This is a genomic window from Adlercreutzia equolifaciens, from assembly GCF_029076695.1.
Classification (GTDB): domain Bacteria; phylum Actinomycetota; class Coriobacteriia; order Coriobacteriales; family Eggerthellaceae; genus Adlercreutzia; species Adlercreutzia equolifaciens_A.
In genome coordinates this window covers 817,043-840,418 of sequence record NZ_JARFIK010000002.1, presented here as the reverse complement: position 1 = coordinate 840,418, position 23,376 = coordinate 817,043, and the positions used below count along the sequence as shown (strand labels likewise).

Here is a 23,376-nt window from a genome sequence, read left to right as displayed (position 1 = left end):
ATTCTTGGCTGGCCGGCCTTTCACTGGGAGGACGCATCGTGATCGGACGACGCGTCCGCGGGCGGCTCGGCAACGCGCTCTTTGCGCATAGACCACAGCATGCCGGCAAAGAAGATGACGAACCCGCAGGTTACGCCAATATCAGCCACGTTAAACGTGGGAAAGCTCATAAATACGGTGTCGATGAAGTCCACCACATAGCCCAAGGTGAACCGATCAAGGGCATTGCCCAGGCCGCCGGCCACAATGAGGGCCAGACCGACCGTCTCCAGCACCGTGGCTCGCTTGGCCACCACGAACAGGTACACCGTCAGCGCCACGCACACCACGGTGGACATAACGCCCAGGGCAAAGGTGGAATCATCGAACATGCCCCAGGCAGCCCCGGTGTTGTGGGCCAGGCGGAACTGCACGAGCCCCAAAAAGGGGCCGGCCACCACCTCGCCCACGGTAAACCCGTTGAAGTAGGCCTTTGTGGCCATATCCAGGGCGAACCACAGCACCACCAAGCCAGCGAACAGCGCGATATTGCGCGCCCGAACGTTGCGCGGGGGCGCCGGCATGGCAGGAGCCGGAGCCCCTGCCGTTTCGTTAGTCGCCGTCGTCTGAAGCTGGTCAGTCACTTATTCCGCCTCGAAACCCAGGGCGTCCAGGGCATCGCCGCAGCGCTCGCAGACATCGGGATGGTGCTCGTTGCCGCCCAAGGTGCGAATATTCCAGCAGCGCGGGCACTTCTCGCCCTCGGCCACGGTCACCGCCACCGTTACCTCGTCGCCGTCATTCTCGACAAACTGCACCGAGGCCACAATGAAGAGCTCCTCGAACACCGCCGGGTCGAAGGCGGAGGCCGTGGCTACCACGCCGGCCGGCGCCGTTACCACGAGAGCCGCCTCCTGGCTCTTGCCGATGATCTTGTCGTTACGGGCATCTTCCAGCGCCTTGGTGACCACCTCGCGCACGGCCATCATCTCGCCGAAGGCCGCCACCTGGGCACCGGCATCGGCAGGAAGAGCGGGAGCAAAGTCGCGCAGGGCGGGCCAGCCGGCCAGCTGCACCGACGCTTCGCGACCGGGCAGATTGCGGAACGCCGGCGGGTAGCACTCCCACACCTCGTCGGTGGTGAACGACAGGATGGGGCTCATAACGCGCACCAGCACCTCGAGGATGTTCATGAGCACCGTCTGCACGGCACGGCGGCGCGGCGAGTTCGGCGCCTCGGCATAGAGACGGTCCTTCGTGACGTCCATGTACACCGAGGACAGCTCGTTCACGTATTCATAAAGCGTGCGGTAGACGCTGTTGTAGCGATAGTTCTCGTAGCCCGCTTCCACTTCGGCGAGCACCTCGGTCAAGCGCACGAGGGCCCACTGGTCGAGCGGCTCAAGCTCGTCCCAGGACGCCACCACATCCTGGGGGCCAAAATCGTTCAAGTTGCCCAGCAGGAAGCGGAAGGTGTTGCGGAAGCGGCGGTAGGCGTCGGACACCTGCTTCAGAATGCCCTCGGAAATGGACACATCCTGGGAGTAATCGCAGGATGACACCCACAGGCGCAGCACATCCGCGCCGAACTTGTCGCACATCTCCACCGGATCGATGCCGTTGCCCAACGACTTGGACATCTTGCGGCCCTCTTCGTCCACGGTGAAGCCGCAGTGCATGACCGACTTGTAGGGCGGCACGCCGTAGGCGCCGATGGAGGTGAGCAGCGACGACTGGAACCAGCCGCGATGCTGGTCGGAGCCCTCCAGATACATATCGGCCGGGAAGCGCAGGCCGTCCTCCTCGGCACGGTGACGGCACACGCTGGTGTGGCTGACACCGGACTCCCACCATACGTCGAGAATGTCCTTCTCGGGCACCAGGTCGGTGCAGCCGCATACCTCGCACTTCGTGCCGCGGGGCAGGTACTCGCTGGGAGCCTCGGTAAACCACGCGTCGGCGCCCTTCGTGTTGAAAAGCTCGATGACCGCGTCGAAGGTTTCCTCGGTAGCCACGGTGCTGCCGCACTTCGCGCACTTGAACACCGGAATGGGCACGCCCCAGCTTCGCTGGCGCGAGATGCACCAGTCGGGACGGTCGGCCACCATGGCGCCGATGCGATTCTTCGCCCAGGCCGGCACCCAGGTTACCTCGGTGTTGATGGCGCGCAGGGCATCCTCGCGCAGGGAGTTCTTGTCCATGGACACGAACCACTGGTCCGTAGCGCGGAAGATGACGGGCTCATGGCAGCGCCAGCAGTGCGGATAGGAGTGGTTGATCTTCTTCTCGGCCACCAGGGTGCCCTGCTCGCGCAGCCAGTCGATGATGACCGGGTTGGCCTCATCGGTGGACAGGCCCGCGAACTGGCCCGCCTCGTCGGTGAACACGCCGTTGTCGTCCACGGGCATGAGCAGCGGAATGTCGAACTCCAGGGCCACCAGGTAGTCGTCCTGGCCATGGCCGGGGGCCGTGTGCACGGCACCGGTGCCGGTATCGAGCGTGACGTGGTCGCCGTAGATGACGGTGCCCTTGATGTCGTGGCGAATAGGAGCAGTGTAGGTAAGGCCGAAGAGCTGCTTGCCCTTGATGGTCACCGGCTCGCCGGCGGCATCGGACACGAAGCCGTAGTCCTCCCAGCCGGCCACCTCGGCCACCGTCTCCACCAGTTCCTTGGCCATGATGAGATTATCGCCATTCACCTGCACCATGACGTAGTCGGCATCGGGCGCCAGGGACACGGCGGTGTTGGCCGGCAGCGTCCAGGGCGTGGTGGTCCAGATGAGCACATAGGCATCGCCCTCGGCGCCGTTGGCCTCGAAGATGCCCGGCACAGCGTCCAGCTTGAACTTCACGTAGATGGAGGGCGACACCTCGTCGCCGTATTCGATTTCTGCCTCGGCCAGGGCGGTGTGGCAGTGGGTGCACCAGTGGATGGGCTTGCGGCCGCGGTAGATGGAGCCCTTCAGGTACAGGTCCTTGAAGATTTCCACGTTGCCGGCCTCGTAGTTGGGAATGAAGGTGAGGTAGGGGCGATCCCACTCGGCATTCACGCCCAGACGCTTGAAGCCCTCGCGCTGGATGTCCACGAAGCGCTCCGCCCACTCGCGGCAAGCTTTGCGCAGTTCGGGCTGAGAGATCTCGGCCATTTTCTCGGGCCCCAGGGTAACCTCCACCATGTGCTCGATAGGCTGGCCGTGGCAGTCCCAACCGGGCACATAGGGCGTGAAGTAGCCGCGTTGGGCGTGGCTCTTCACGACGAAGTCCTTGAGGATCTTGTTGAAGGAGTGACCGATGTGGATGGGACCGTTGGCGTAGGGCGGGCCGTCATGCAGGATGAAGGGCTTGCCGTCCTTGTTCTTCTCCAGGACGCGATGATACAGATCCTCCTGCTGCCATTTCTCCAAGCGCTTCGGCTCGTTCTGGGGCAGATTGCCGCGCATGGGGAAATCGGTCTCGGGCAGGTTCATGGTGTCTTTGTAACTGGTGGCCACGTTCACTCCCTCTTCGGTTCTTCTTCCAACGATGTTCTATGGCAGGGACACAGGGGCATCCCCTTGTTTGCAACTGGTAAAGTATAAAGCAAGCACCCCACGCAAACCACCGTTGCGCCCAGGGTGCGCGGAAAATCCGCGCCGATGGCACAGGCAATCGTTACAGGTTCGTCTCAAGGCCACGCGGGATCGCGTGCCCTCGGCGGTTTCCATCGACCTTTGGAGTAGAATACCGCCAGATCCAAGAAACGCAGCAGCGCCCCATCGTCCGAGAGGAGCGACCATGGCCTTCGCCATCGTCACCGATTCATCATCCAACCTTACCGAAGAGCTCATTGACGAGCTTGACCTGCACATTCTGCCCCTCACCTTCATGGTGGACGGCCAGGAGTTCCAAAGCTACCTGAAGGGCGAGAAAACCGACCTTTCCCAGTTCTACACCATGATGCGCGAGGGCAAGGTCATCACCACCTCGCTGCCGAACCTCAAAGCCTCCCGCGAGCTTATCGAAGGCTTGCTGAAAGAGGGCCAGGACGTTCTGTACCTGGGCTTTTCCAGCGGACTTTCCGGCACTTATCAGGCCATCGACCTCATCTTGGCCGAGCTGGCTGACCAGTATCCCGATCGCACCGTCATGGGCGTCGACACCTTGGCCGCTTCCATGGGCGAGGGCCTGCTGGTGTACTACGCCGCCCGCAAGCGCAACGAAGGCGCCTCCATCCAGGAAGTACGCGACTGGGTGGAAGAGCACAAGCTCCATCTGGCCCACTGGTTCACCGTGGACGACCTCATGTTCCTGTTCCGCGGCGGCCGCGTGTCGCGCACCAGCGCCTGGGCCGGCACCCTGCTCAACATCAAGCCGGTTATGCACGTGGATGACGAAGGGCATCTCATTCCCCTGGAGAAGGTGCGCGGCCGCAAGAAGTCGCTCAAGGCCCTGGTCGACCATATGGAGCAGACGGCCAACGCCCCCGTGGCCGATCAGACCGTGTTCATCAGCCACGGCGATTGCCTGGAAGAGGCGCAGTACGTGGCCGATTTGGTGCGCGAGCGCTTCGGCGTCACCGACATTGTCATCAACTACGTGGACCCGGTGATCGGCGCCCACTCGGGCCCGGGCACCATGGCCTTGTTCTTCCTGGCCAGCGAGCGATAAGACCTCTTCTCCAGCCTGTCGGGGCGGCTGCTGAGCCGCCCTTTTTTACGGCGTCCATTCAGAACAGATGTTTTATGTTCTGCGGCGGTGCGTTACAATGCGCTCATGAGCGATAGCGAGAACATACTGCTTCCTCCCTGGGAGGGTCCGGCCATTCTGCTGGTTGACCTGGACGCCTTCTTCGCCTCGGTTGAGCAGTTGGACCATCCGGCCTGGCGCGGCAAACCCGTCATTGTGGGCGGCGATGCCGATGCGCGCGGCGTGGTGTCCACCTGCTCCTACGAAGCCCGCGCCTTCGGCGTGCGCAGCGCCATGGCCTCGGCTCTGGCGCGTCAGCTGTGCCCCGAGGCCATTTGGACCCGGGGCCATTTTCACCGCTATCGCGAAGTATCGGCCGCCATCATGGCCATCTTGCGCGACGAGACACCCCATGTACAGCAGGTATCCATCGACGAGGCGTTCATGGACGTGAGCCCCACGGCTGTCAACACCGAGCATCCCGTGGCCATTGCCCGCCGCATCCAGGATCGCGTCGCTGCCCTGGGCGTCACCTGTTCCATTGGCGTCGGGGTCAGCAAGTCCGTAGCGAAGATCGCCTCCGACCGCGACAAACCTCGCGGCCTGACGGTGGTGTATCCTGGCACCGAGCAGGCCTTTCTGGCACCGCTGCCCGTGCGCACCATGAGCGGTGTGGGTGCTGCCGCCGAGAAGGTGCTCAAGGCCCACGGCATTCGCACCTTGGGCGACATGGCCGCCGCTGACGCCGCTCTGCTCAAACGCGTCTTCGGCAAGAACGGTGCGATGATGCGCGAGCGCGCGTTGGGCGCCGACCGTTCCCCCGTCGTGGTCGATGACGAGGTGAAGTCGGTATCCAATGAGGTCACCTTCGCCGAGGACCTCACTGATCGGGAAAGCATCGAAGCCGCCTTAGCCACCATTGCGGCCAAAGTGGGCCGACGCCTGCGGCGCAAAGGGCTCACGGGGCGCACCATTGCCATCAAGGTGCGCTACGATGACCGCTCGGTGCATTCGGTCCAGCGCCAGCTGGCCACCCCCACCGACGACGATTTGGCCTTCACTCCGGTTCTTTACGCCATGATCGATGATCTGTGGGAGCCGGGCATGAAAATTCGCCTGCTGGGCGTCGCCGTCACCCATTTCGAAACCGAGGAAAACAGTCAGGAGTCCCTCTTCGACGCCTCGCTGTTCGACGAGTCCAAGGCCGAGGAGGCCGCGCCGCTCATCGAGGACGACACCAAGCGCCGGCGGCTCATCGAGAACCTGGACGCTCTGCGCGACCGCTTTGGCGACGACACCGTGCGCTTCGGCTTCGAGCTGCGCAACCAGGGCAACACCACAGGCTCCTCGTCCAAGAACGTGGAGGATTACAAGTAGCAAGGCCAATGGCCTCGGACAGCCCAGGGCACCAAGAGCCACGACTCACGACTTCCTGGTTTACAATAGGGGCACACTCACCCAAGGAGGCAGCCATGGAAACCGTTCTGACCATCGACATCCGCAACACGCGCACCCGCATCGGCCTGGCGTGCGACGATACGCTGATCTCCCAATGGGCCGTCCCCACCAATCCCGCCGACACCGCCGACAGCGCCGCGGCCTGCGTCCTGGCGTTCTTCGACGCCCTCGAGCGCGGTCTGGCGCCGCTGGAGCCGAACGCGCCGGCCACCATCGAGCTGGCCGAAGCTGCCCCTTTGGCTGACGGCGCCATCATCTCCTCGGTCTTCCCCACCCTTACCACCGTGTGGATCGAAGCGGCCCGGCGCCTCACCGGCACGCGCCCCTTGACCGTCGGTCCCGGCCTCAAAACCGGCCTCAAGATGAACTTCGCCGACCCCACGGCTGTGGGCGCCGACCGTGTGGCCGAGATGGTGGCCGCCAAAACCACCTACGGCTCCCCCGCCCTCGTCATCGACCTGGGCACCTCTACCACCTTCGAGCTGCTGGATAAAGAGGGGGCCTTCCGCGGCGGCATCATTGCCCCGGGCATGAACCTGGGAGCCGCGGCCCTGGCCCGCGGTGCCGCCCAGCTGCCCGCCGTGGAAGTGCGCGCGCCGAAGACGCTCCTGGGCCGCACCACGGCCGAGGCCATGCAGGCGGGCATAGTCATGGGAGAAGTGGCGCGCATCGACGGCCTCATCGATATGATCTGGGCGGAAGCAGGCTACACCACGCCCCTGGTGCTCATCGGCCAAGGCGCCGAGGCCATCGCCGCCCTCATGACCCACCAGGCCACCGTCGACCAAACCCTTGCCTTGCGCGGCCTGCTGGAGCTCTACCGGGCAAACCGTCGTTAGAAACTTCCTGTCCCGTTAGTTGAACTTGAAGATCTTCTGGGCAATGTGATAGCCCTTGAGGCCGATCTTCCCACCAAGCTCTGTGGGGAGGTTCGTGCTGATATTGAGCACATTGGTGCGTACGCGCCGATAGAGCGAGGGATTTTGCTCTTTAAGGTAGTTCCAAATTTCCTTAAGGTCTTCCTCATCCTGCTCTCCCCCGCGCATGCGCAGGAACACCGAGCAGATGCACATCATCATAGACAGGTAGTTGCGCAGGTAGTGGCGCAGATGACGGTTGCGCACCGCCTGGGGGTCCACGTTGTCGATCATCTGGCGCGTGACGCGCAACTGCTGATCCATGCGGCTCATCATGACCTTCTCGTTCACCGACTGGTCCTCGCGCCCAATGAAGTAACGATAGGCATCCACGTCGAAGTAGCGCATGGTGCGCACGTAAACAAGCGGCTCGTAGACGAAGATGTTGTCCACGTAGAACGTATGCTCGGGCAGCTTGAGCCCCATCTTCTTCAGCAGGTCGGTACGGTAGTACACCGAGTGCATGAGCAAGTACTGCGAGGGCAAGAAGGTACCCACCTCGTCCCAGCCGAACTCGTAGCCCTCGGGGAACACGTTGGTGTAGCCCATGACCTTCTGCACGCCCTCGTCCACCTTCTCGTAGACGTAGTTGGCCACCACCATGTCACAGGGCACCGGTGCCTCTACCTGGGAGCGCATGTAGTCCATCAGAGGCTTCATGGCCTCGGCATCGAGCCAGTCATCGGAGTCCACCACCTTGTAGTAAAAGCCCGTGGCGTTTTCGAGCCCTGTGTTCACCGCACCGCCGTGGCCCTTGTTGGGCTGGTGAATGGCGCGAATGATATCCGGATACTGCTCCTGCCACCGATCGGCGATGGCCGCGGTGTCGTCCTTGGTTGAACCGTCATCGACCAGCAGGATCTCGATGTCGGTGCCGCAGGCCAGGATGGACTCGATGCAATGGTCCATGTAGGCGGCGGAGTTATAGCAGGGTACGGCAAAGGTGATGGTTTTCATTACTCCCCCTTCGCAGCGGCCGTCGTGGCGCCACTTACGGCATCGACGGCTTCCGGATCAAGGCCGTCGGCAAGAGCCAGAATGCGCTTCGAGGCCGCCAGGGCGTCGACGATCACCTTGTCCATGTTGAAGTAGCGGTACTCGGCCAAACGGCCCAAAGGATGGAAGTTGGGCAGTTCGTCGGTAAGGCGGCGATAGCGCTCGTACAGCGCATCGTTGTCGTCGTTGATAATGGCGTAGTAGGGAATCTGGGTGGACGGATCCTCGTAGGCGCGCGAGTACTCCTTCATGATGGTGGTCTTGTCGCCGCGCTGACCGGTGAGCCACTTGAACTCCGTGATGCGCGTGTAGTCCTCGGTCACGGTATAGTTCACCGTGCCGCAGGGCAGGTGGTAGTCCTCGTCGAAAGTCTCGTAAACGAAGTCGAGCGAGCGATAGGGCAAGCGGCCGAACCGGCCAAGGAACAGCTCGTCCAGCGGGCCCGTGTACACAATGGGGCCATCGAATTCCTGGTCCTTGATGCGGATGGCCTCCAGGGGCGCATCTTCCTCACGGCTGGCAAATACCAAATCGAACACGCTCTCAGCCTCGGTGTTCAGGCAGACAGTAATGCCCTCGTGGCCCAGCATGTTCTCGAACAGCTTCGTGTAGCCGTCCTCGGGCATGCCCTGATAGGTGTCCTGGAAGTAGCGGTTGTCGCGCGACAGGAACACCGGCACGCGCGCCGTCACCGACGGATCCACCTCTTCGGGGGTGAGGCCCCACTGCTTCTGGGTGTAGTAGAGGAAGACGTTCTGGTAGATGAAGTCGGCCACTTCCTGCAGATCAGGGTCTTCCTGAGCACGCAGCTCGTTGATGGTCACCTTGCGCTCGTCGCCGAAGGTGTCCACCAGCTTCTTGATCAGGCGAGCCGCCTTTTCGTCGCCGAAGGCAATCTCCATGGAGTTCTTGTTGAACGGCACGGGCATGTAGGTGCCGAACCAATCGGCCAGTACGCAGTGCTGATAGGAGGACATGGCGGAGAACCGCTTCAGGTACTCGTAGGCCTCCTGGCTGTTGGTGTGGAAGATATGCGGGCCGTAGCGGTGCACCAAAATGCCCGCCTCATCGTATTCGTCGTACATATTGCCGGCGATATGGCCGCGCTTCTCGATAACAAGCACGTTCATGCCACCCTGCTCGGCCAGTTCCCGAGCCGTGACCGCTCCGGCAAAGCCGGAGCCCACCACGACGGCGTCATAGTCGGCGATATCAATCTCACGGAAGTTGGCGTAGTTCACTGCCATAAGGGCTCTCCCCCTGTTGGTTGCCTGCCAGCACGGCGCAGAGACGCGCCGCCTCGAATAATATCCGTGGGATATTTTACCGACTCGGTTCCCCTAAGCTTAAAGGTTCACATACAAACCGAATATATGAACCTGCGGGGGTTTGTCCCATTACGGGGGTCCCTTACAGCCGCTATCATAGAACGAGCAACAGCTTAAGGAGAAAGGATCCCTGCATGAGCGCATTCCTCGACACTATGATTGCCCAAGCCAAGGCCGACAAGAAGACCATCGTTCTGCCCGAAGGCAACGACGTACGCACCCTTCAGGCCGCCGAGAAAATTCTTGCCGACAATCTAGCCGACCTTATCATCCTCGGCAACGTGGACGACATTGCCTCCGCCGGCTATAACCTGGAAGGCGCCCGCATCATCGATCCGCTTACCTCCGATCTGCGCGAAGGCTACGCCGAGAAGCTGGCCGAGCTGCGCAAGTCCAAGGGCATGACCGTTGAGGACGCCATGGCTCTTATGGACAACGAGCTGTACTTCGGCATGATGATGGTGAAGGACGGCGAGGCCGACGGCCTGGTATCCGGCGCCTGCCACTCCACCGGCGACGTGCTGCGCCCGGCCCTGCAAATCTTGAAGACGGCCCCTGGCGCCCAGATGGTCAGCTCCTTCTTCGTCATGAACGTGCCCAACTGCGACCTGGGTCACAACGGCACCTTCCTGTTCAGCGACTGCGGCCTGGAGGTCCAGCCCGACGCCGATCGCCTGGCCCAAATTGCCATCAACGCCGAGAAGGCCTGGCGCTCGCTCATCGACGACGCCGACCCGGTTATCGCCATGCTCTCCCACTCCTCCTACGGCTCTGCGAAGAACGACGATGCCAACAAGGTGGTGGAGGCCACGGCCAAGGTGAAGGAGCTGGCGCCCGAGCTGGTGGTCGACGGCGAGCTTCAACTTGATGCTGCCATCGTGCCGGAGATCGGCGCTGCGAAGGCTCCCGAGTCTGCCGTGGCTGGCCGCGCCAACGTGCTGGTATTCCCCGACATCGATGCCGGCAACATTGGCTACAAGCTGGTGCAGCGCCTGGCCAACGCCGAGGCTTACGGCCCCATCCTCCAGGGCATCGCTGCTCCGGTGAACGACTTGTCCCGTGGCTGCTCGGCTGACGACATTGTGGGCGTGGTGGCTATCACAGCGGTGCAGGCGCAGAACAAGTAACTGCTAATTTGGCGTCTTGCGAGCGCCTGCTAAGGGCGGGTTCCGCTTGTCCGGCCGCCCCGTCCCGGGGGCTTCCGCCAGGGAGGCGCTCCGCTGGCTCGCTTCGCTCGGGCGCTGCGCTCCTTCATGCATTTACAGGGAGGCTCTTCGAGCCTCCTTTTTTTATTAAGTGTTCAGACACCCTGGCCGAAGCCCCCGGGACGGGGCGGCCTACAGTCACATATCAGGACAAACAAAAAGACCCCGAAGGGTCTCATTAGGTAAATTAAAACTCCTAGGTTCGCCCAAGGAAGTCAGCGAGGGTCCGACAGGTGCCTGGAATTGCCCCGCCTTTGGGCCAAGTTGGCTTAGGCCAACGCCGTGCCCAAAACAAGGGGCAAGGCCAGGTGCCTGTCGGATCCGCAGCGTCGACGTGAACGTCGTTGCGTCAGCAACGACGGAACATCAAAGACCCATGCCGTCTTCTTTGACGAGCTGGTAGGTGTCGCGGGCGATCATGTATTCTTCGTTCGTGGGAATGACCACGATGCGCACGGTGGAGTCGTCGGTGGAGATTTCGCGCTCGTGACCGCGCAGCTTGTTCTTCTCAAGATCGATCTTGATGCCCAGGGGCTGCAGGCCGGCGAAAATCATGCGGCGCATCTTGTCGCAGTTCTCGCCCACGCCGGCGGTCAGCACAATGGCGTCCACGCCGCCCATGACGGCGATGTACTGGCCGATGTACTTCTTTACGGAGTTCGAGTACATGTCGTAGGCCAGCTGGGCGCGCTCGTCGCCCTCTTCCGAGGCCTGACGCACGCTGCGCAGATCGTTCGAAATACCGGAGATACCCAGCAGGCCGCTCTTCTTGTTCATGAGGTCGTTGACCTCGGCCGTGGTGAGATTCTCTTTTTCCATGATGAAGGGAACAATGGCGGGGTCCACCGCGCCGCAGCGGGTGCCCATCATGAGGCCGTCGAGCGGGGTCAGGCCCATGGAGGTGTCCACGGCCACGCCATGGTCGATGGCGGAAATGGAGCAGCCATTGCCCAGATGACAGGTAATGAGCTTCAGATCTTCCAGCGGCTCGTCCATGAAGGCGGCGGCGCGCTCGGAGATATAGCGATGGCTGGTGCCGTGGGCGCCATACTTGCGGATAGCGTGCTTCTCGTACAGTTCGTAGGGAAGCGGGTACATGTAGGCCTTCGGCGGAATGGACTGGAAGAACGAGGTGTCGAACACCGCCACCATGGGCTTGCCGGGCATCTGCTGCTTGCAGGCCTCGATACCCATGAGCGCTGCTTTGTTGTGCAAAGGAGCCAGCTCGGCCAGCTCGTCGATTTTGGCGATGACATCGTCGTCGATGAGCACCGAGCGATCGAAGTACTTGCCGCCCTGCACCACGCGATGGCCGATGGCGTCGATTTCATCCAGAGAATCGATGGCCTTCGTGGAGCCAGTGGTCAGCGCCTCCAGCACCAGGGCCATGGCGGCGTTGTGATCGGGCATGGGAGTGTCGTGCACTACTTCGTTCTCGTCGATGCCATGCTTGTGGAAGGCTTCATGAGAACCTACGCGCTCGCAGATGCCTTTGGCGAGGACGTCTTGGGTTTCGACGTTGATAAGCTGGTACTTCAAAGAAGAGGAACCGGCATTGATGACGAGGACGTTCACTGACTTACCTCCTAATCATAAGTATTAGATCATTGTAGGAGGAAGCCGCAGCCGCAGCGCTGCGCACCGAAGGGGTTTCGGCGAATGGAGCCCCGTTCACCGATTACGTTACGAGAGCGTGGTGTCCTGGGTCTCGTCATCGGGGGCGGCCACCAGCTCGCCCATCAGCACTTCAACCTGCTGCTCGGCGGCGTTCAGGCGCTTCTGCAGCGACCCCAGCAGGGCCACGCCGCGCTCGTAGCGGGCCAGGCTGTCCTCAAGTTCCAGCGTATTGCTTTCCAGCACGGCCACAATAGCCTCCAGCTCGTCAAGAGCCGCGCGGAAGCTGAGCTCCTCGACAGGCACCGATACAGCGGCTGCTTCTTCAATGCTCTCGGTCATAATTATCCTTTCACTTTCCAGACAAGGTGGGATCAACCTGGACCTCGTCCACCGTGCAGTTGATGGCGCCATCGCCCACGGCCACCGACAAAGGCTCTCCGGGAGCCACTTGGGCAACGGAGCGCACTACGGCTCCCCCTTCGGTGCGCGCAATGGCGTATCCGCGGCTGAGCACCGTCAAGGGCGACAGATCGTGCAGACGGGCAGCATGCAGCGCCACGGCCGCGCGGAAGCGCTCGGGGAGCGTCTCGCCCTGATAGAGCAATCGACGCTGGGCCTCCGTCGTACGCTGGCGCGCGGGGGCGCACAGAGACGGCCCCAGGCGCTCCAAGGCACGATGGGCCTGCTGAAGGCGCAGACCGTCCTCGCGCAAAGCTGCCGGTAGCGCCGTGGTGAGGCGGCCGGCCAAATCGTCCAGCGCCAACGCCTCGGCATCGAAAAGCCGCTGCGGCTCGCGGAACACCGGCAAGGAGGCCACGCGCTCCAAGCGCAGAGCCAGCTGATCGAGACGTCGCTGCTGGGCGTTGTGAAGCCCGAGCCCCAGGGCATCCAAGCGTGCGGCAATTTGCTCGGCGGCCGGGGCCACGGCCTCGGCCGCCGCCGTGGGCGTCGAGGCACGCACATCGGCCACCATGTCGGCGATGGAAGTGTCGGGCTCGTGACCGATGCCGGTGATGACCGGCACAGGGCATGCCGCAATGGTGCGGGCCAAGCGTCGGTCGTTGAAGGGCATGAGGTCCTCGAACGAACCGCCGCCGCGCACCAAAAGCACCACTTCGGCTCCTGAGAAGACCACTTTCGCTAAGCCGTCCACCAGGGCATTGGCCGCTCCGGGGCCCTCGACGGGCACGCCGGCGAACAAGATGCGGGCCAGCGGATAGCGCCGACGCAGCGTGCGCAGCACATCATGGACCGCCGCACCGCGCGGAGACGTGACCAGGCCGATGGTTTGCGGATAGGCCGGCAGGGGCCGCTTGCGCGCGGCATCCATGAGCCCGGCGGCTTCCAGCTCGCGGGCCAGATTGGCCACCTGAAGCCGCAGTTGCCCCTCGCCGGCCAGGGCTACCGAGAACACGTCGAAGTTCATACGGCCCTTGGCAGCGTAAAGCGAGAACCGGCCCGTCAGCTCCACCAGGGCACCCACGGTAAGCGGCACGCCGGCGGCACGGTAGCGGTTCATCCACATCATGCAGGGCAGCGATGCCTTCTCGTCCTTGACGGTGAAGTACACCGCCTTGTAGCCGGGCTTATCGTTGAGCTCGGACACCTCGCCCACCAGGCGCACCACCACTGACTCCAAGGCGTCTTTCGCCATGCCCATGGCCGTGGAAACCGAAAGGGCCGCCTCGGCGTCCCCTTCAGCAGCACCTGAGACAGGCGCGTTTTCGTATTCGGATGCGGAAGAAGCCAACCATCTACTCCTGGCGCTGGCCGAGCAGCCACAGCAGCTGCAGGATGGACGTCAGGGCAGCGGCCAGATAGGTAAAGGCGCAGGCTCGCAGCACGTCGAAGGCGCCCTTGCGCTCCTGGGCCGGCAGCCCGATTTGGCCCATGTACGCCATGGCCCGCTGAGAGGCATTGAACTCCACCGGCAGCGTGACCAGCTGGAAGAGCACCACCAAGGCATACATGACAATGGCCAAGGTGGTGAGCCCGGCAATGTTCAGCACAATGCCCGCCAAGAGCAGGAACATCCAGGCGTTAGAGGCCAGGTTCACCGCGGGCACGATGGCGCCGCGAATTTTCATGGGCGTGTAATCCTGGGCGTACTGGCAGGCGTGGCCCACCTCGTGGCACGCCGTGGCCGTGGCCGTGATGGTGCGCCCGTCGTAGGCCTCGGGCGAGAGGGTGACCGAGTTGCTGCGCGGATCGAAGTAGTCCTGACCCGGACCGCCGCGGAAAATCTGCACGTTGGTGATGCCGTAGTAGGCCAGCATTTGGCGGGCCGCCTCGGCGCCGGTAATGCCCGTGGAATTAGCCACATGACTGTAGGTTTTAAGCTTGTGGTTCACGTACCACTGGGCGCCCATACCGATGATCAAAGTGACCACGATGAGCATTAAGTAGCTGTTGCTGATCATAAACGACGCTCCTCTTGCTGTCTCTGTAGTTCGGAGCCATTATAGACAAGTGTTCGAGAAAAGCGCTACCGTTCCAGGGAATGCGTGAAAGATACGTAACCCTGGCTACTCCTGCGGTTCCACCACAGAAACGACGAGCCCAGCAGGACCCAGCGACAACGCCAAGCGCCCCGCCAGCAGCTGGAGCAGCTCCTCCCCCACCATGGCCCGGCGCCAGCCCTTGAGCACATCGGCCTGATCGGTGTAGCCGCGCGCTACCAGCGACAGCTCGCTGCGCCCGGCCAAGGTTTGCATGGCGATGTCGTTCTCCTTGGAGCGCTGACGTACCAGAGCCTCCATGAGATCTACCTGGGCATCCACATTGGGCTCGCTCTTGAGCGCCTTGTCCAATTCAGGCCACTGGTCGGGCGGCAAATCCAGTCCCGTAGTGAGCTCGGCCACCACGGCTCGGGCATCGCGGGTGTTCAGGCGCTCGCGCACCCCGCGCACCATGAACAGCTCGTCGATGGTGCGGGCCTCGCGACGGCAGGCCTCCACCACCTGCTCGTCGGTGAGAATCCATTTGCGCGGCAAGTCGCGCTGCTGCGCCGTCACCTCGCGCCAGGTGGCCACCTCGCGGGCCGCCGAAAGCTGACGGCGCGAAAGCTGGCCCACGCGCTTGAGACGCTTGAAGCGCTGGCGCACATCGACCACGTAGTTGGCCGGATCGGCCATGGCGGCGAAATCGTTGTCGAGCCAGGCCAGACGCCCCTTGGCCTCCAGGCGCTCTACCATAATGCGGTACATGCGCGGCAGGTACACCACATCGTCGGCCGCATACTCAAGCTGCGACGGCGACAGGGGCCGACGCGACCAGTCGGTGTACGAGTCGCTTTTCTTCAGCGCCACCCCGCACAAGCTGTGCACCAGCGGCCCATAGCCAATTTGCAGCGTATGACCCAGCAGCGCCGCGGCCACCTGAGTGTCGAAGAGCGGCGAGGGCAGCACGCCCAGCTCTCGATGGAGAATCTCCAGATCCTGATGACCCGCGTGGAACAGCTTCATGATGGAAGGATCCTCCATCAAGGGCACCAGCACCAGCAGATCGTCCACGGCAAAGGGATCGACGATGACCACTTCGCTGTCCGTGGCCAACTGCAGCAGGCACAGCTTCGCGTAGTAGGTTTTCTCGCGCAGAAACTCGGTGTCGATGGCAAGAACCGAGGACGAAGTTGCCCGGCGCACAAAGGCATCGAGGTTTTCTTGGTTCGAAATGTATTCCACCGTCGTCCTTCTCTGGAATAAGCAGGGTTGTAGTACCATCCCATGATAACAAGCGAAAGGAATTCTGTGAAACTGCTCATCATTAATAATCTGTCATCGGGGTTCGGCGACGGCGCCATTTACGATTTCATGCGCTCGTTCAACCGCGATGGCGATGAGATTGTCGTGCGCTCCACGGGAGGCGCCACCGATCTGCGCACCTTCCTTCACGACGCCGAGCACTTCGATGCCGTAGTGGCAGCCGGCGGTGACGGCACCGTGGCCTCGGTGGCCTACCTGCTGGCCGAAACTGGCATTCCCGTGCTGCCCTTCCCCGCTGGCACCGCCAACCTGCTGGCCTCTAACCTGGCCTCGCCGGCGGAACCCCACGCCCTGGCCAAGATGGCCCGCGCCGGGCTGCTCATGGACTTCGACCTGGGGGAAATCTCCCTGGCCGATGGCCGCACCTACGGGTTTTCGCTCATGGCCGGCGCCGGCTACGACGCCACCATCATGGAGGGCGCGGTCGCAGCCAAAAAGCTGCTGGGTCCCATGGCCTATTTCACTTCGGCCTTCGCCAACCCGGCCCCGCAGTTCTCGAAACTCACGCTTACCATCGACGGCAAGACCATCGAATCCCAGGGTGTGGGCGTGCTGATCATCAACTTCTCGAAGCTGCAGTTCGACATTTCCATCACCCATGAGAACTGCCCCCGCGATGGCCTGTTCGACGTGGTGGTTATGAACACCCACGACGCCATTGGCCTTATTCCCGCGCTGCTCAGCTGCATGCTCGACCGCGGCGGCGACTTCCCTGACCGCCCCGAGGCCATCGACCTGTATCGCGGCAGCGAGGTAACCGTGGTGGCCGATCCGCCCCTGGCGGTGCAGTACGACGGCGAAGTAACGGGAGCCACCACCCCCTTCACCGCCCGCCTTCTCCCCGAAGCAGCCCGCTTCATCGTCTCGGAAGACTGCCTGAAACTCTACAACGAAGAATCCGCCGAGCCCCTTCTGCTCGACGACTAGAGGCTTCCCCCAGTGGGACAGCAGGACAGCAGGACAGAAACAAAAAAGCGGCTCGGTGCTATATGCGCCGAGCCGCTCTCATTAGTAAGTCGAAACTCTAGATAAGATTCGGCGTAGTCAGCAGCAGGTAGATGGAAAGCGCTGCTGCCGCGATGATGATGACAAGCACCACCTTGTCGACCAGGCTGTCAAAGACCTTCTCGCCCCGCTCCTTCTTACCCCAGATGTACATGAGCACACCGGGCAGGTACAGCAGGCACATAAGGATGAGACCCAGGGCGCCCGCCGCCCAGGACAGGAACAAACTGTAGATAACGCCCACGACGCCCAAAATACGCCAGAACCAGAGCGGCGCGTTTAAGCGGCCTTTGAACGCTTCAGGCTCCTTAAAAGCAACCTTGGCGAAATACGCTGCCGACAGCAGGTAGGGCAAAAGAATCATGCCTGCCGACAGCGTGTAGAAGAACTGATAGGTGGAGTCGGTGAACAGCCACGTCAGCAGGAACAGCTCGATGATGCAGTTCGTAACCACCAGCGTGACCACCGGCGCGCCCTTCTTGTTCACCTTAGCGAAGGCCTTGATGAACACACCCTTCTCAGCGGCCTCGAAGGGCGACTCGCTGGCAAGCACGGTATAGCCGAGCATGGCGCCGATAAGCGACAGCGACACGGCGAAGTTGATAAGAATGGCGCCCCAGTCCCCCACGGCTGCCTGCATGACGTAGGCCAAAGCCGGGTTTTCCAAGGTAGCCAGCTCGGACAGCGGCATGACGCCCATGGACAGTAGCGACACCATCATGTAGAGCGTCAGCACGCAGCAGAACGCAATAATGGTGGCCTTGCCTACGTCCTTGGACTTACGGGCACGGCCGGAAATGGCCACCGCGCCCTCAATGCCAATGAACACCCAGATGGTAACCATCATGGCCGACTGCACCTGATCGACAAAAGCCATCTCGGGATCGGCGCCGGTGTGCATGTTGGCCCAGAAGATCTCTGGATTGAAAGCCCCCAGGAAGATGATGGCGATAATGGCAATGAGGAGCGGAACGAACTTCGAGATGGTAATAACGGCGTTGATGAGCGTTACCTCGGAAATGCCGCGGCTTACCAGGAAGGCGTAGAACCAGATGATGCACGAGGCACCGATAACCGCCGCCAGATCGGTGCCGCTTCCAAAAATGGGAAAGAAATAGGACAGCGCACCAAATAGCAGAGCGGAGAAGCTGACCGTGCACAAAAGCGCCGAGATCCAGTAGCCCCAGGCCGAATTGAAGCCCAGGAAGTCACCGAAGCCGGCCGATGCGTAGCTGTAAATGCCGCCGGTAAGTTCGGGCTTGATGCGGGACAGGGCGAAGAACGTCATAACAAGGCAAAATACGCCCACGGCCGAAATGGACCACGCCGTGAGAATGGCTCCACCGCTCGCGCCGCCAGCGGCCTGGTCACCAGCCAAGGTGAACACGCCGGCACCGACAATGAGGGTGATGACCGTGGTGACCAGACGGAACAGGCCAATGCCGTGGGGGTTGGTTACCCCGTCGGCCGCCCCCTGCGGCGCCGATGTCCCGGTCGTGGTCATGGATTCATTGCTCATAATGAGACCAACTCCTCGGTAGGGAAACATTGCAAACCATGATACCCCAGGTGATGATCTCCTCTGTGCACAATTTCCCCCCGTAATGGCGGCGTTACGAAGAACCGCAGGTGAGACCTATTAAAATTGATCTCATCTTCTTTTTTTCGACCATCTCCCAGGTTTTCGAAAAAAAGTCTTTGACAGGCTCGCACATTCTGATAGAATTCTTACTCGCTGCAACGGAGACGTTGCCCTTATGCGCGATTAGCTCAGGGGGAGAGCATCACCTTGACACGGTGGGGGCCGCAAGTTCAAATCTTGCATCGCGCACCATGAATTCAGAGGTCAGACCCAAAAAGTCTGACCTCTTTTTTTGCTCTTCAAGCTTTCATGTACAAATAAAGTACAAATTATTCCGCCCCGAAAAGCACTCGACGCCGATGATCGGCGTCGAGTTTTCTCTTAAGCGCTGAAGCGAATGCCCACGAAGTAGGCGGTGTTCGGGAGCCCCGAAATGTCGTACACCTCGGAAAGCTCGATAACTGATACGCGCCAGGTGTAGGTGCGGTCCTTCTTGTCGGTCACCGTACCCGTTTGGTACGTGTTGCCCGAATCGTCGACGCCGGAATCTTCCACGGTGGCGTTCTCCAGGCCCTCGGCGGCCATGGCATTCTGCACCGCCTTCTCAATGGTGCCCGAATCGAAATCGGCGTAGCGCAAGCGCATGGACGTACCGTTCTTGCGCGACACAGTAAGCGTCCAGCCGCCCTTGAGCAGCTTGACGGCGTCGGCAGCCGACAGCTTATCCACGCCTTTCAGGTACATGGCCCCCGCCTCTTCCAGGGAAACGTCCGCAGGCAACTTGATAACCTCGAATCCCCCATCGGGGTCGGTGCCGATGGGCGTGCGCTCGTAGAGCGTGTAGTCGTTCTTCTGCAGGGCCGCCATGATCTTCTCATCGGAGCGCGGCATGAGCTTCGTCAGCGAGGGCAGATCGAGGGACACCTCGCGGGTAAGGTTCTCCTGGAGGGTCTGCTGCTGACGCAGCGGCTCGTTCATCATGCTGTCGAAGTAATTGAACAGGAACAGGGCGCCCAGAAGAGCCGCCACGGCCATGGCGGCGTACATGACCACGCGCACCCGAGAGGGCATCTCCAGCGGACGGGACAGCTCGGCACCGTCGTAGTAGCGCACGTCCCCAATGGTCACCTGGCTCTTCTCCCGGTGAAAGAGGCTGGAGAAGCTGCGCCGCGCTTGGGGCTGCGAGCCGTGGGCACCCCGCGCATGGCTTGCCGAGTGGCGGCCGCGCTTGGGGGTTTCGCTATCGGGACTCAGGGACTCCTCGCCGGGCGCAGACTCGACGGAAGGCTGATTCTCTGAAGACTGGGTCATGAAGATGCTCCTGAATGATCGCATTACTGCGGCCGATTATACCATTGCTTACCCAGAACCTCTCTGTTAGCATAAACCTACCCCATGGGGGAGTAGCTGGCAAAGATATGCGGCTCGTTCAACATCATGGCTACGGTTTACTTCGCAAGAATCTACACGTAACCTGGCGAGCCTTAATTAGCGAGACTCATGGTGCAGACTTGAGGGTAACCGTCAGGGCTGCACCATGAGTCTTTTTTGTTGGCAGGAAACAAAAAAGACGTGACCGAGGAGGAAACCGTGGACCTTTCGATATTTCTTACCCCCGAAGCGTGGATCAGCTTGCTGACCCTCATCTTCCTGGAAATTGTGCTGGGCGTGGACAACCTGGTGTTCATCTCCATCACCACCAATCGCCTGCCCCAGGAAAAGCAGCATATCGGCCGCAAGCTTGGCCTTGCCGGCGCGCTAGTCATGCGCATCTTGTTCCTGTGCTTCGCCTCCTATTTGGTTCATATGACCACCCCGCTGTTCACGCTGGACCTGGGCATGTACTCCCACGGCTTCTCGGTACGCGACATCGTCATGCTGGTCGGCGGCGCCTACCTTATCTACAAGGGCATCAAGGAGCTGATGGACGTGCTGGCCCTGACCGAGATCAAGGCGGAAACCTCCGAGGAGCACAAGGCGCGCCACCTCATTTCCCTCCCCCAGGCTGTGGGCACCATCATGGTAATGGACCTGGTGTTCTCCATCGACTCGGTTATCACTGCCGTGGGCCTGGCCGAGCACCTCATCGTTATGATCCTGGCCGTCATGATTGCCGTTATCATCATGATGGTGTTCATCGACCCCATCTCCGACTTCATCAACTCCCACCCGGAAATGAAAATCCTGGCCCTGGTGTTCATCACGGCCATCGGCGTTCTTCTGGTGCTTGATTCCGCTGGCATCCACACCGACATCGAGCTGCTCGACATGCACGTGGAGAAGCTCATGGTCTACTTCGCCATGATCTTTGCCGTCATTTTGGAATTTATCCAGATGGCGTTTAACAACCGCCTTACCGCCTGGAAAAAGGAGCTGGCCGACCAGGCTATCGCCGACGCCGTGGCCCAGGCCGAGGCCGGCGCCGCGCCCCAGCAGGTGGTCGAACGGGCTCAGAAGCGCGTCGACGCCGCCATCGTCAACGGCGAGCGCGTGGAGTAGCTCTCCTCCCCTGCCGTTTATCGGCAATCCCAAAATTTTTCGAAATTGGGTCTTGCATCATGGCAACGCATCCCGTATAGTATTTCCTCGCGATGCGGACATGGCTCAGCTGGTAGAGCATCACCTTGCCAAGGTGAGGGTCGCGGGTTCGAATCCCGTTGTCCGCTCCATTGTCATCAGAAGGCCGGTCAGGCGCTTGTTTGACCGGCCTTTTCAATGACAGAAGCCAGAATTGGCGACGTGGCCAAGTGGTAAGGCAGAGGCCTGCAAAGCCTTCACCCCCGGTTCGAATCCGGGCGTCGCCTCCATCTGGTACCCTATGCGGACATGGCTCAGCTGGTAGAGCATCACCTTGCCAAGGTGAGGGTCGCGGGTTCGAATCCCGTTGTCCGCTCCAGAACTTCAAAAGCTCCCTTCTCGGGGAGCTTTTTTCTTTGTGCTACTGCCCAAAAACCTCCCGAGATGCTATGCTGGCTCCGACGTGAAACGCCGGAAGACGGGAGCGCCATGGACACGAAAAAGGTAACCTGCGAGGTATGCGGCAAAACTGCCACTCAGTTTGAGGGACAGCTCCCCACCAAGGGCGTGGCCAAGGTGCTGGTGGCCGGCATCATCGTCTACGTGGTGGGCATCTGGGTGCTCGTCGCGCTTGCCTTCGTCACCACGGGCGATTCCGCCGATATGGCCCTCATGGAAATGCTGGTGGCCCTGTCCGCCGTCGTGTCCCTCATTACCGTTGCGGTGCTTTATTGGATGTTCCGCCCCAAGAAGGGCAAAGCGGTCGTCTGCCCCCATTGCGGGGCCCGCTACGCCGTCACCGTACCTCCGAACTACTGCAAAGGCTGGGACTACGATAAGTTGGCTCCCTCCGTCCCCCAGCTTGCCGAGGGAACCGGCCAGAGGGATTAGTCTTCAGTGCCCTGGGCCGTTTCGTCGGCACCATAGGGCTCGATATGCACCAGCACCTCTTTTACCTGAGGGAAATCGCGTTTGATGCGCGCTTCCACCAGATCTCCCAAGCCGTGGGCCTCAAGAACGGTCATGGACGGATCTACCAGCGCATGCAAATCGCAATACACTTCGGCCTCGGTGCCGCGGGTGCGCACGCAATGCACCTCGACAATGCCGGGCACGGTGCTCCCGGACGCCACAATCTTTTCCGCAGGAATGCAGGCGTGGTCCGAGAGCGTGCGCAAACCCGTGCGAAACACACCCACCGCCGTGATCAGAATGGCCACGGTCACGAACAGAGCCATGATAGGATCGGCCATGGGAAAGCCGGCCACCACCAAAGCCAAGCCAACGATAACGCCAATGGAGACGAAGGCATCAGAAAGCGTATGGGCCGCATCGGCCGCCAGGATCTCGCTCTTGAGACGCTTGCCAGCACGACGCTCGTACAGCGTCACACCCAAATTCACTATCAGGGTGCCCACCATGACCACGAAGGACACCGGCGTTACCTGGGCGGTATAGACGCCGCTGGTAAGCTTGCCCACCGCCGAGGAGCCCACTTCGAAAGCTGCCAGAAGCAGCAACACGCCGATAATAAGCGAGCCGTAGGTTTCGAACTTGGAATGACCGTAAGGATGCCCCTCGTCGGCCGGCCGCGCCGCCAAGCTGATGCCCACAAGCCCGATGACATTGCCCACCGAATCGAACACCGAGTGGATGCCGTCGGCCTGCATCGACGCCGACTGCGAAGCCAGACCGTAAAAGTACTTGGCCGCGGCCACCAGCAAATTGAGCCCCAGCACAATCCACAGCACCCGCTCCACCTGGCGCGCATGCGTACTCTTCAGATTATGAGCGTCCATCCTCGAACCCATCCTTAACGATCAAGCCAGCTCATCCTTTTAACCGGACCAAGTGCAGCACCCAGCTTCGCCCGAGGAAGTCAGCGAGACTCCGATATCAAAAAAAAGGGCCCGAAGGCCCTTTTGAATTCGATGGTGTCGGAGGCGGGATTTGAACCCGCACACCCGGTAAATGGGCACTAGCACCTCAAGCTAGCGTGTCTGCCGTTCCACCACTCCGACATGCGTTTTGCAGCGACGATTATTCTAACAGAAGCCATCGTCGTTGCAAGAAGAATTTTCCAATTACTGGGAAATGGTGCCGTGGGGGTAAATGACCATGAGCACCACCAGCGAAAGCAGAAAGACAACGGCGCAGCCGATGGTAATGCGGTCGAGGTTCTTCTCGATAATGCTGGTGCCCGTCTGGGTGGAATACATAGAGCTGGCGATCATATCGGAAATGCCCGTTCCCTTGCCCGAATGCATCAGGATGAAGATGATCAGACCGACGCCGGACAGAACCAGGAGCACGAGAAAGACGATTACCAAGGGGTTCAAAATT

20 protein-coding genes and 5 tRNA genes are annotated in these 23,376 nt (G+C 61.3%); 11 read left to right on the top strand and 14 right to left on the bottom strand.

The genetic code is table 11. The features are described from left to right. Positions 1-20: 20 nt before the first annotated feature. Together lspA and ileS are read right to left on the bottom strand one after the other, a co-directional pair. A complete protein-coding gene (lspA, locus tag PZH32_RS09320; protein ID WP_275207750.1) occupies positions 21-623 on the bottom strand; it encodes a signal peptidase II in 603 nt (200 codons plus the stop codon). Further along, positions 624-3,470 (bottom strand): isoleucine--tRNA ligase, encoded by a 2,847-nt coding sequence (ileS, locus tag PZH32_RS09315; RefSeq protein ID WP_275207749.1) that lies wholly within the window; start codon positions 3,468-3,470, stop codon positions 624-626. A gap of 283 nt (positions 3,471-3,753) precedes the next feature. Between ileS and PZH32_RS09310 the strand changes: the two genes are divergently transcribed. From PZH32_RS09310 to PZH32_RS09300, 3 genes are all read left to right on the top strand, one after another. Beyond that, positions 3,754-4,626: a DegV family protein gene (locus PZH32_RS09310; RefSeq protein WP_275207748.1), complete on the top strand. Its 873-nt coding sequence runs from the start codon at positions 3,754-3,756 to the stop codon at positions 4,624-4,626. Positions 4,627-4,731: 105 nt separating this feature from the next. Next, positions 4,732-6,021 carry a DNA polymerase IV gene (gene dinB / locus PZH32_RS09305; protein ID WP_275207747.1) on the top strand — a complete coding sequence of 430 codons (1,290 nt, stop codon included), beginning with the start codon at positions 4,732-4,734 and terminating at the stop codon, positions 6,019-6,021. Between the two features lie 95 nt (positions 6,022-6,116). Next, a complete protein-coding gene (locus tag PZH32_RS09300) occupies positions 6,117-6,941 on the top strand; it encodes a type III pantothenate kinase (protein WP_275207746.1) in 825 nt (274 codons plus the stop codon). A 15-nt stretch (positions 6,942-6,956) separates the two neighbouring features. Here PZH32_RS09300 and PZH32_RS09295 read toward each other — a convergent pair whose 3' ends face one another. Together PZH32_RS09295 and glf are read right to left on the bottom strand one after the other, a co-directional pair. Then, positions 6,957-7,976 carry a glycosyltransferase family 2 protein gene (locus tag PZH32_RS09295; protein WP_275207744.1) on the bottom strand — a complete coding sequence of 340 codons (1,020 nt, stop codon included), beginning with the start codon at positions 7,974-7,976 and terminating at the stop codon, positions 6,957-6,959. After that, positions 7,976-9,262 (bottom strand): UDP-galactopyranose mutase, encoded by a 1,287-nt coding sequence (glf, locus tag PZH32_RS09290; protein ID WP_275207743.1) that lies wholly within the window; start codon positions 9,260-9,262, stop codon positions 7,976-7,978. The genes PZH32_RS09295 and glf overlap by 1 nt, the downstream gene beginning before the upstream one ends. 215 nt (positions 9,263-9,477) lie before the next feature. On the opposite strand from glf, the gene pta reads away from it, so the two are divergent. Beyond that, on the top strand, positions 9,478-10,470 hold the full coding sequence (pta, locus tag PZH32_RS09285) for a phosphate acetyltransferase (RefSeq protein ID WP_275207742.1): 993 nt from the start codon (positions 9,478-9,480) through the stop codon (positions 10,468-10,470). Between the two features lie 444 nt (positions 10,471-10,914). Here the strand turns inward: pta and PZH32_RS09280 are convergent, their stop codons facing one another. The 5 genes from PZH32_RS09280 to rnd all read right to left on the bottom strand — a co-directional run bounded on the left by PZH32_RS09280 (position 10,915) and on the right by rnd (position 15,848). Continuing rightward, positions 10,915-12,123, bottom strand: a complete 1,209-nt coding sequence (locus PZH32_RS09280; RefSeq protein WP_275207740.1) for an acetate/propionate family kinase — start codon at positions 12,121-12,123, stop codon at positions 10,915-10,917. A gap of 108 nt (positions 12,124-12,231) precedes the next feature. Then, positions 12,232-12,504: an exodeoxyribonuclease VII small subunit gene (gene xseB / locus PZH32_RS09275; protein ID WP_275207738.1), complete on the bottom strand. Its 273-nt coding sequence runs from the start codon at positions 12,502-12,504 to the stop codon at positions 12,232-12,234. A gap of 10 nt (positions 12,505-12,514) precedes the next feature. Further along, a complete protein-coding gene (gene xseA / locus PZH32_RS09270) occupies positions 12,515-13,915 on the bottom strand; it encodes an exodeoxyribonuclease VII large subunit (protein WP_275207736.1) in 1,401 nt (466 codons plus the stop codon). Positions 13,916-13,919: 4 nt separating this feature from the next. Then, positions 13,920-14,585, bottom strand: a complete 666-nt coding sequence (locus tag PZH32_RS09265; protein WP_275207734.1) for a zinc metallopeptidase — start codon at positions 14,583-14,585, stop codon at positions 13,920-13,922. Between the two features lie 105 nt (positions 14,586-14,690). Then, positions 14,691-15,848 carry a ribonuclease D gene (gene rnd / locus PZH32_RS09260; protein ID WP_275207733.1) on the bottom strand — a complete coding sequence of 386 codons (1,158 nt, stop codon included), beginning with the start codon at positions 15,846-15,848 and terminating at the stop codon, positions 14,691-14,693. A 66-nt stretch (positions 15,849-15,914) separates the two neighbouring features. Here rnd and PZH32_RS09255 point away from each other — a divergent pair, with 66 nt between their 5' ends. Continuing rightward, a complete protein-coding gene (locus PZH32_RS09255; protein WP_275207732.1) occupies positions 15,915-16,856 on the top strand; it encodes a diacylglycerol/lipid kinase family protein in 942 nt (313 codons plus the stop codon). Positions 16,857-16,953: 97 nt separating this feature from the next. Here the strand turns inward: PZH32_RS09255 and PZH32_RS09250 are convergent, their stop codons facing one another. Then, positions 16,954-18,453 (bottom strand): basic amino acid/polyamine antiporter, encoded by a 1,500-nt coding sequence (locus tag PZH32_RS09250; RefSeq protein ID WP_275207730.1) that lies wholly within the window; start codon positions 18,451-18,453, stop codon positions 16,954-16,956. Between the two features lie 240 nt (positions 18,454-18,693). Between PZH32_RS09250 and PZH32_RS09245 the strand changes: the two genes are divergently transcribed. Then, a tRNA-Val gene (locus PZH32_RS09245) sits at positions 18,694-18,768 on the top strand. A gap of 129 nt (positions 18,769-18,897) precedes the next feature. Here the strand turns inward: PZH32_RS09245 and PZH32_RS09240 are convergent. Then, the gene (locus PZH32_RS09240) at positions 18,898-19,827 is read right to left on the bottom strand and encodes a teichoic acid transporter (RefSeq protein ID WP_275207728.1); all 930 of its coding nucleotides are present in this window, start codon (positions 19,825-19,827) and stop codon (positions 18,898-18,900) included. 279 nt (positions 19,828-20,106) lie between these two features. Here PZH32_RS09240 and PZH32_RS09235 point away from each other — a divergent pair, with 279 nt between their 5' ends. The 5 genes from PZH32_RS09235 to PZH32_RS09215 all read left to right on the top strand — a co-directional run bounded on the left by PZH32_RS09235 (position 20,107) and on the right by PZH32_RS09215 (position 21,924). Continuing rightward, the gene (locus PZH32_RS09235; RefSeq protein ID WP_428994029.1) at positions 20,107-21,015 is read left to right on the top strand and encodes a TerC family protein; all 909 of its coding nucleotides are present in this window, start codon (positions 20,107-20,109) and stop codon (positions 21,013-21,015) included. A gap of 94 nt (positions 21,016-21,109) precedes the next feature. After that, positions 21,110-21,185: transfer RNA gene (locus tag PZH32_RS09230), tRNA-Gly, on the top strand. A gap of 64 nt (positions 21,186-21,249) precedes the next feature. Further along, positions 21,250-21,323: transfer RNA gene (locus PZH32_RS09225), tRNA-Cys, on the top strand. A gap of 13 nt (positions 21,324-21,336) precedes the next feature. Then, positions 21,337-21,412, top strand: a tRNA-Gly gene (locus PZH32_RS09220). Positions 21,413-21,522: 110 nt separating this feature from the next. Then, positions 21,523-21,924, top strand: a complete 402-nt coding sequence (locus PZH32_RS09215; RefSeq protein WP_275207724.1) for a hypothetical protein — start codon at positions 21,523-21,525, stop codon at positions 21,922-21,924. Here the strand turns inward: PZH32_RS09215 and PZH32_RS09210 are convergent. The 3 genes from PZH32_RS09210 to secG form a co-directional block, all read right to left on the bottom strand. Continuing rightward, the gene (locus PZH32_RS09210; protein WP_275207722.1) at positions 21,921-22,832 is read right to left on the bottom strand and encodes a cation diffusion facilitator family transporter; all 912 of its coding nucleotides are present in this window, start codon (positions 22,830-22,832) and stop codon (positions 21,921-21,923) included. The genes PZH32_RS09215 and PZH32_RS09210 overlap by 4 nt on opposite strands. Positions 22,833-22,965: 133 nt before the next feature. Beyond that, positions 22,966-23,054 (bottom strand) — tRNA-Leu (locus tag PZH32_RS09205). Between the two features lie 63 nt (positions 23,055-23,117). Then, positions 23,118-23,372, bottom strand: a complete 255-nt coding sequence (secG, locus tag PZH32_RS09200; protein WP_275207720.1) for a preprotein translocase subunit SecG — start codon at positions 23,370-23,372, stop codon at positions 23,118-23,120. Positions 23,373-23,376 lie beyond the last annotated feature (4 nt).

What these genes read in the sequence shown, in the direction of transcription:
- PZH32_RS09310 (WP_275207748.1), top strand. Translation starts at nt 3,754, where the DNA reads ATGGCCTTCGCCATCGTCACCGATTCATCATCCAACCTTACCGAAGAG.
- dinB (WP_275207747.1), top strand. Translation starts at nt 4,732, where the DNA reads ATGAGCGATAGCGAGAACATACTGCTTCCTCCCTGGGAGGGTCCGGCC.
- PZH32_RS09300 (WP_275207746.1), top strand. Translation starts at nt 6,117, where the DNA reads ATGGAAACCGTTCTGACCATCGACATCCGCAACACGCGCACCCGCATC.
- PZH32_RS09295 (WP_275207744.1), bottom strand. Translation starts at nt 7,976, where the DNA reads ATGAAAACCATCACCTTTGCCGTACCCTGCTATAACTCCGCCGCCTAC.
- glf (WP_275207743.1), bottom strand. Translation starts at nt 9,262, where the DNA reads ATGGCAGTGAACTACGCCAACTTCCGTGAGATTGATATCGCCGACTAT.
- pta (WP_275207742.1), top strand. Translation starts at nt 9,478, where the DNA reads ATGAGCGCATTCCTCGACACTATGATTGCCCAAGCCAAGGCCGACAAG.
- xseB (WP_275207738.1), bottom strand. Translation starts at nt 12,504, where the DNA reads ATGACCGAGAGCATTGAAGAAGCAGCCGCTGTATCGGTGCCTGTCGAG.
- PZH32_RS09265 (WP_275207734.1), bottom strand. Translation starts at nt 14,585, where the DNA reads ATGATCAGCAACAGCTACTTAATGCTCATCGTGGTCACTTTGATCATC.
- PZH32_RS09250 (WP_275207730.1), bottom strand. Translation starts at nt 18,453, where the DNA reads ATGAGCAATGAATCCATGACCACGACCGGGACATCGGCGCCGCAGGGG.
- PZH32_RS09240 (WP_275207728.1), bottom strand. Translation starts at nt 19,827, where the DNA reads ATGACCCAGTCTTCAGAGAATCAGCCTTCCGTCGAGTCTGCGCCCGGC.
- PZH32_RS09215 (WP_275207724.1), top strand. Translation starts at nt 21,523, where the DNA reads ATGGACACGAAAAAGGTAACCTGCGAGGTATGCGGCAAAACTGCCACT.
- PZH32_RS09210 (WP_275207722.1), bottom strand. Translation starts at nt 22,832, where the DNA reads ATGGACGCTCATAATCTGAAGAGTACGCATGCGCGCCAGGTGGAGCGG.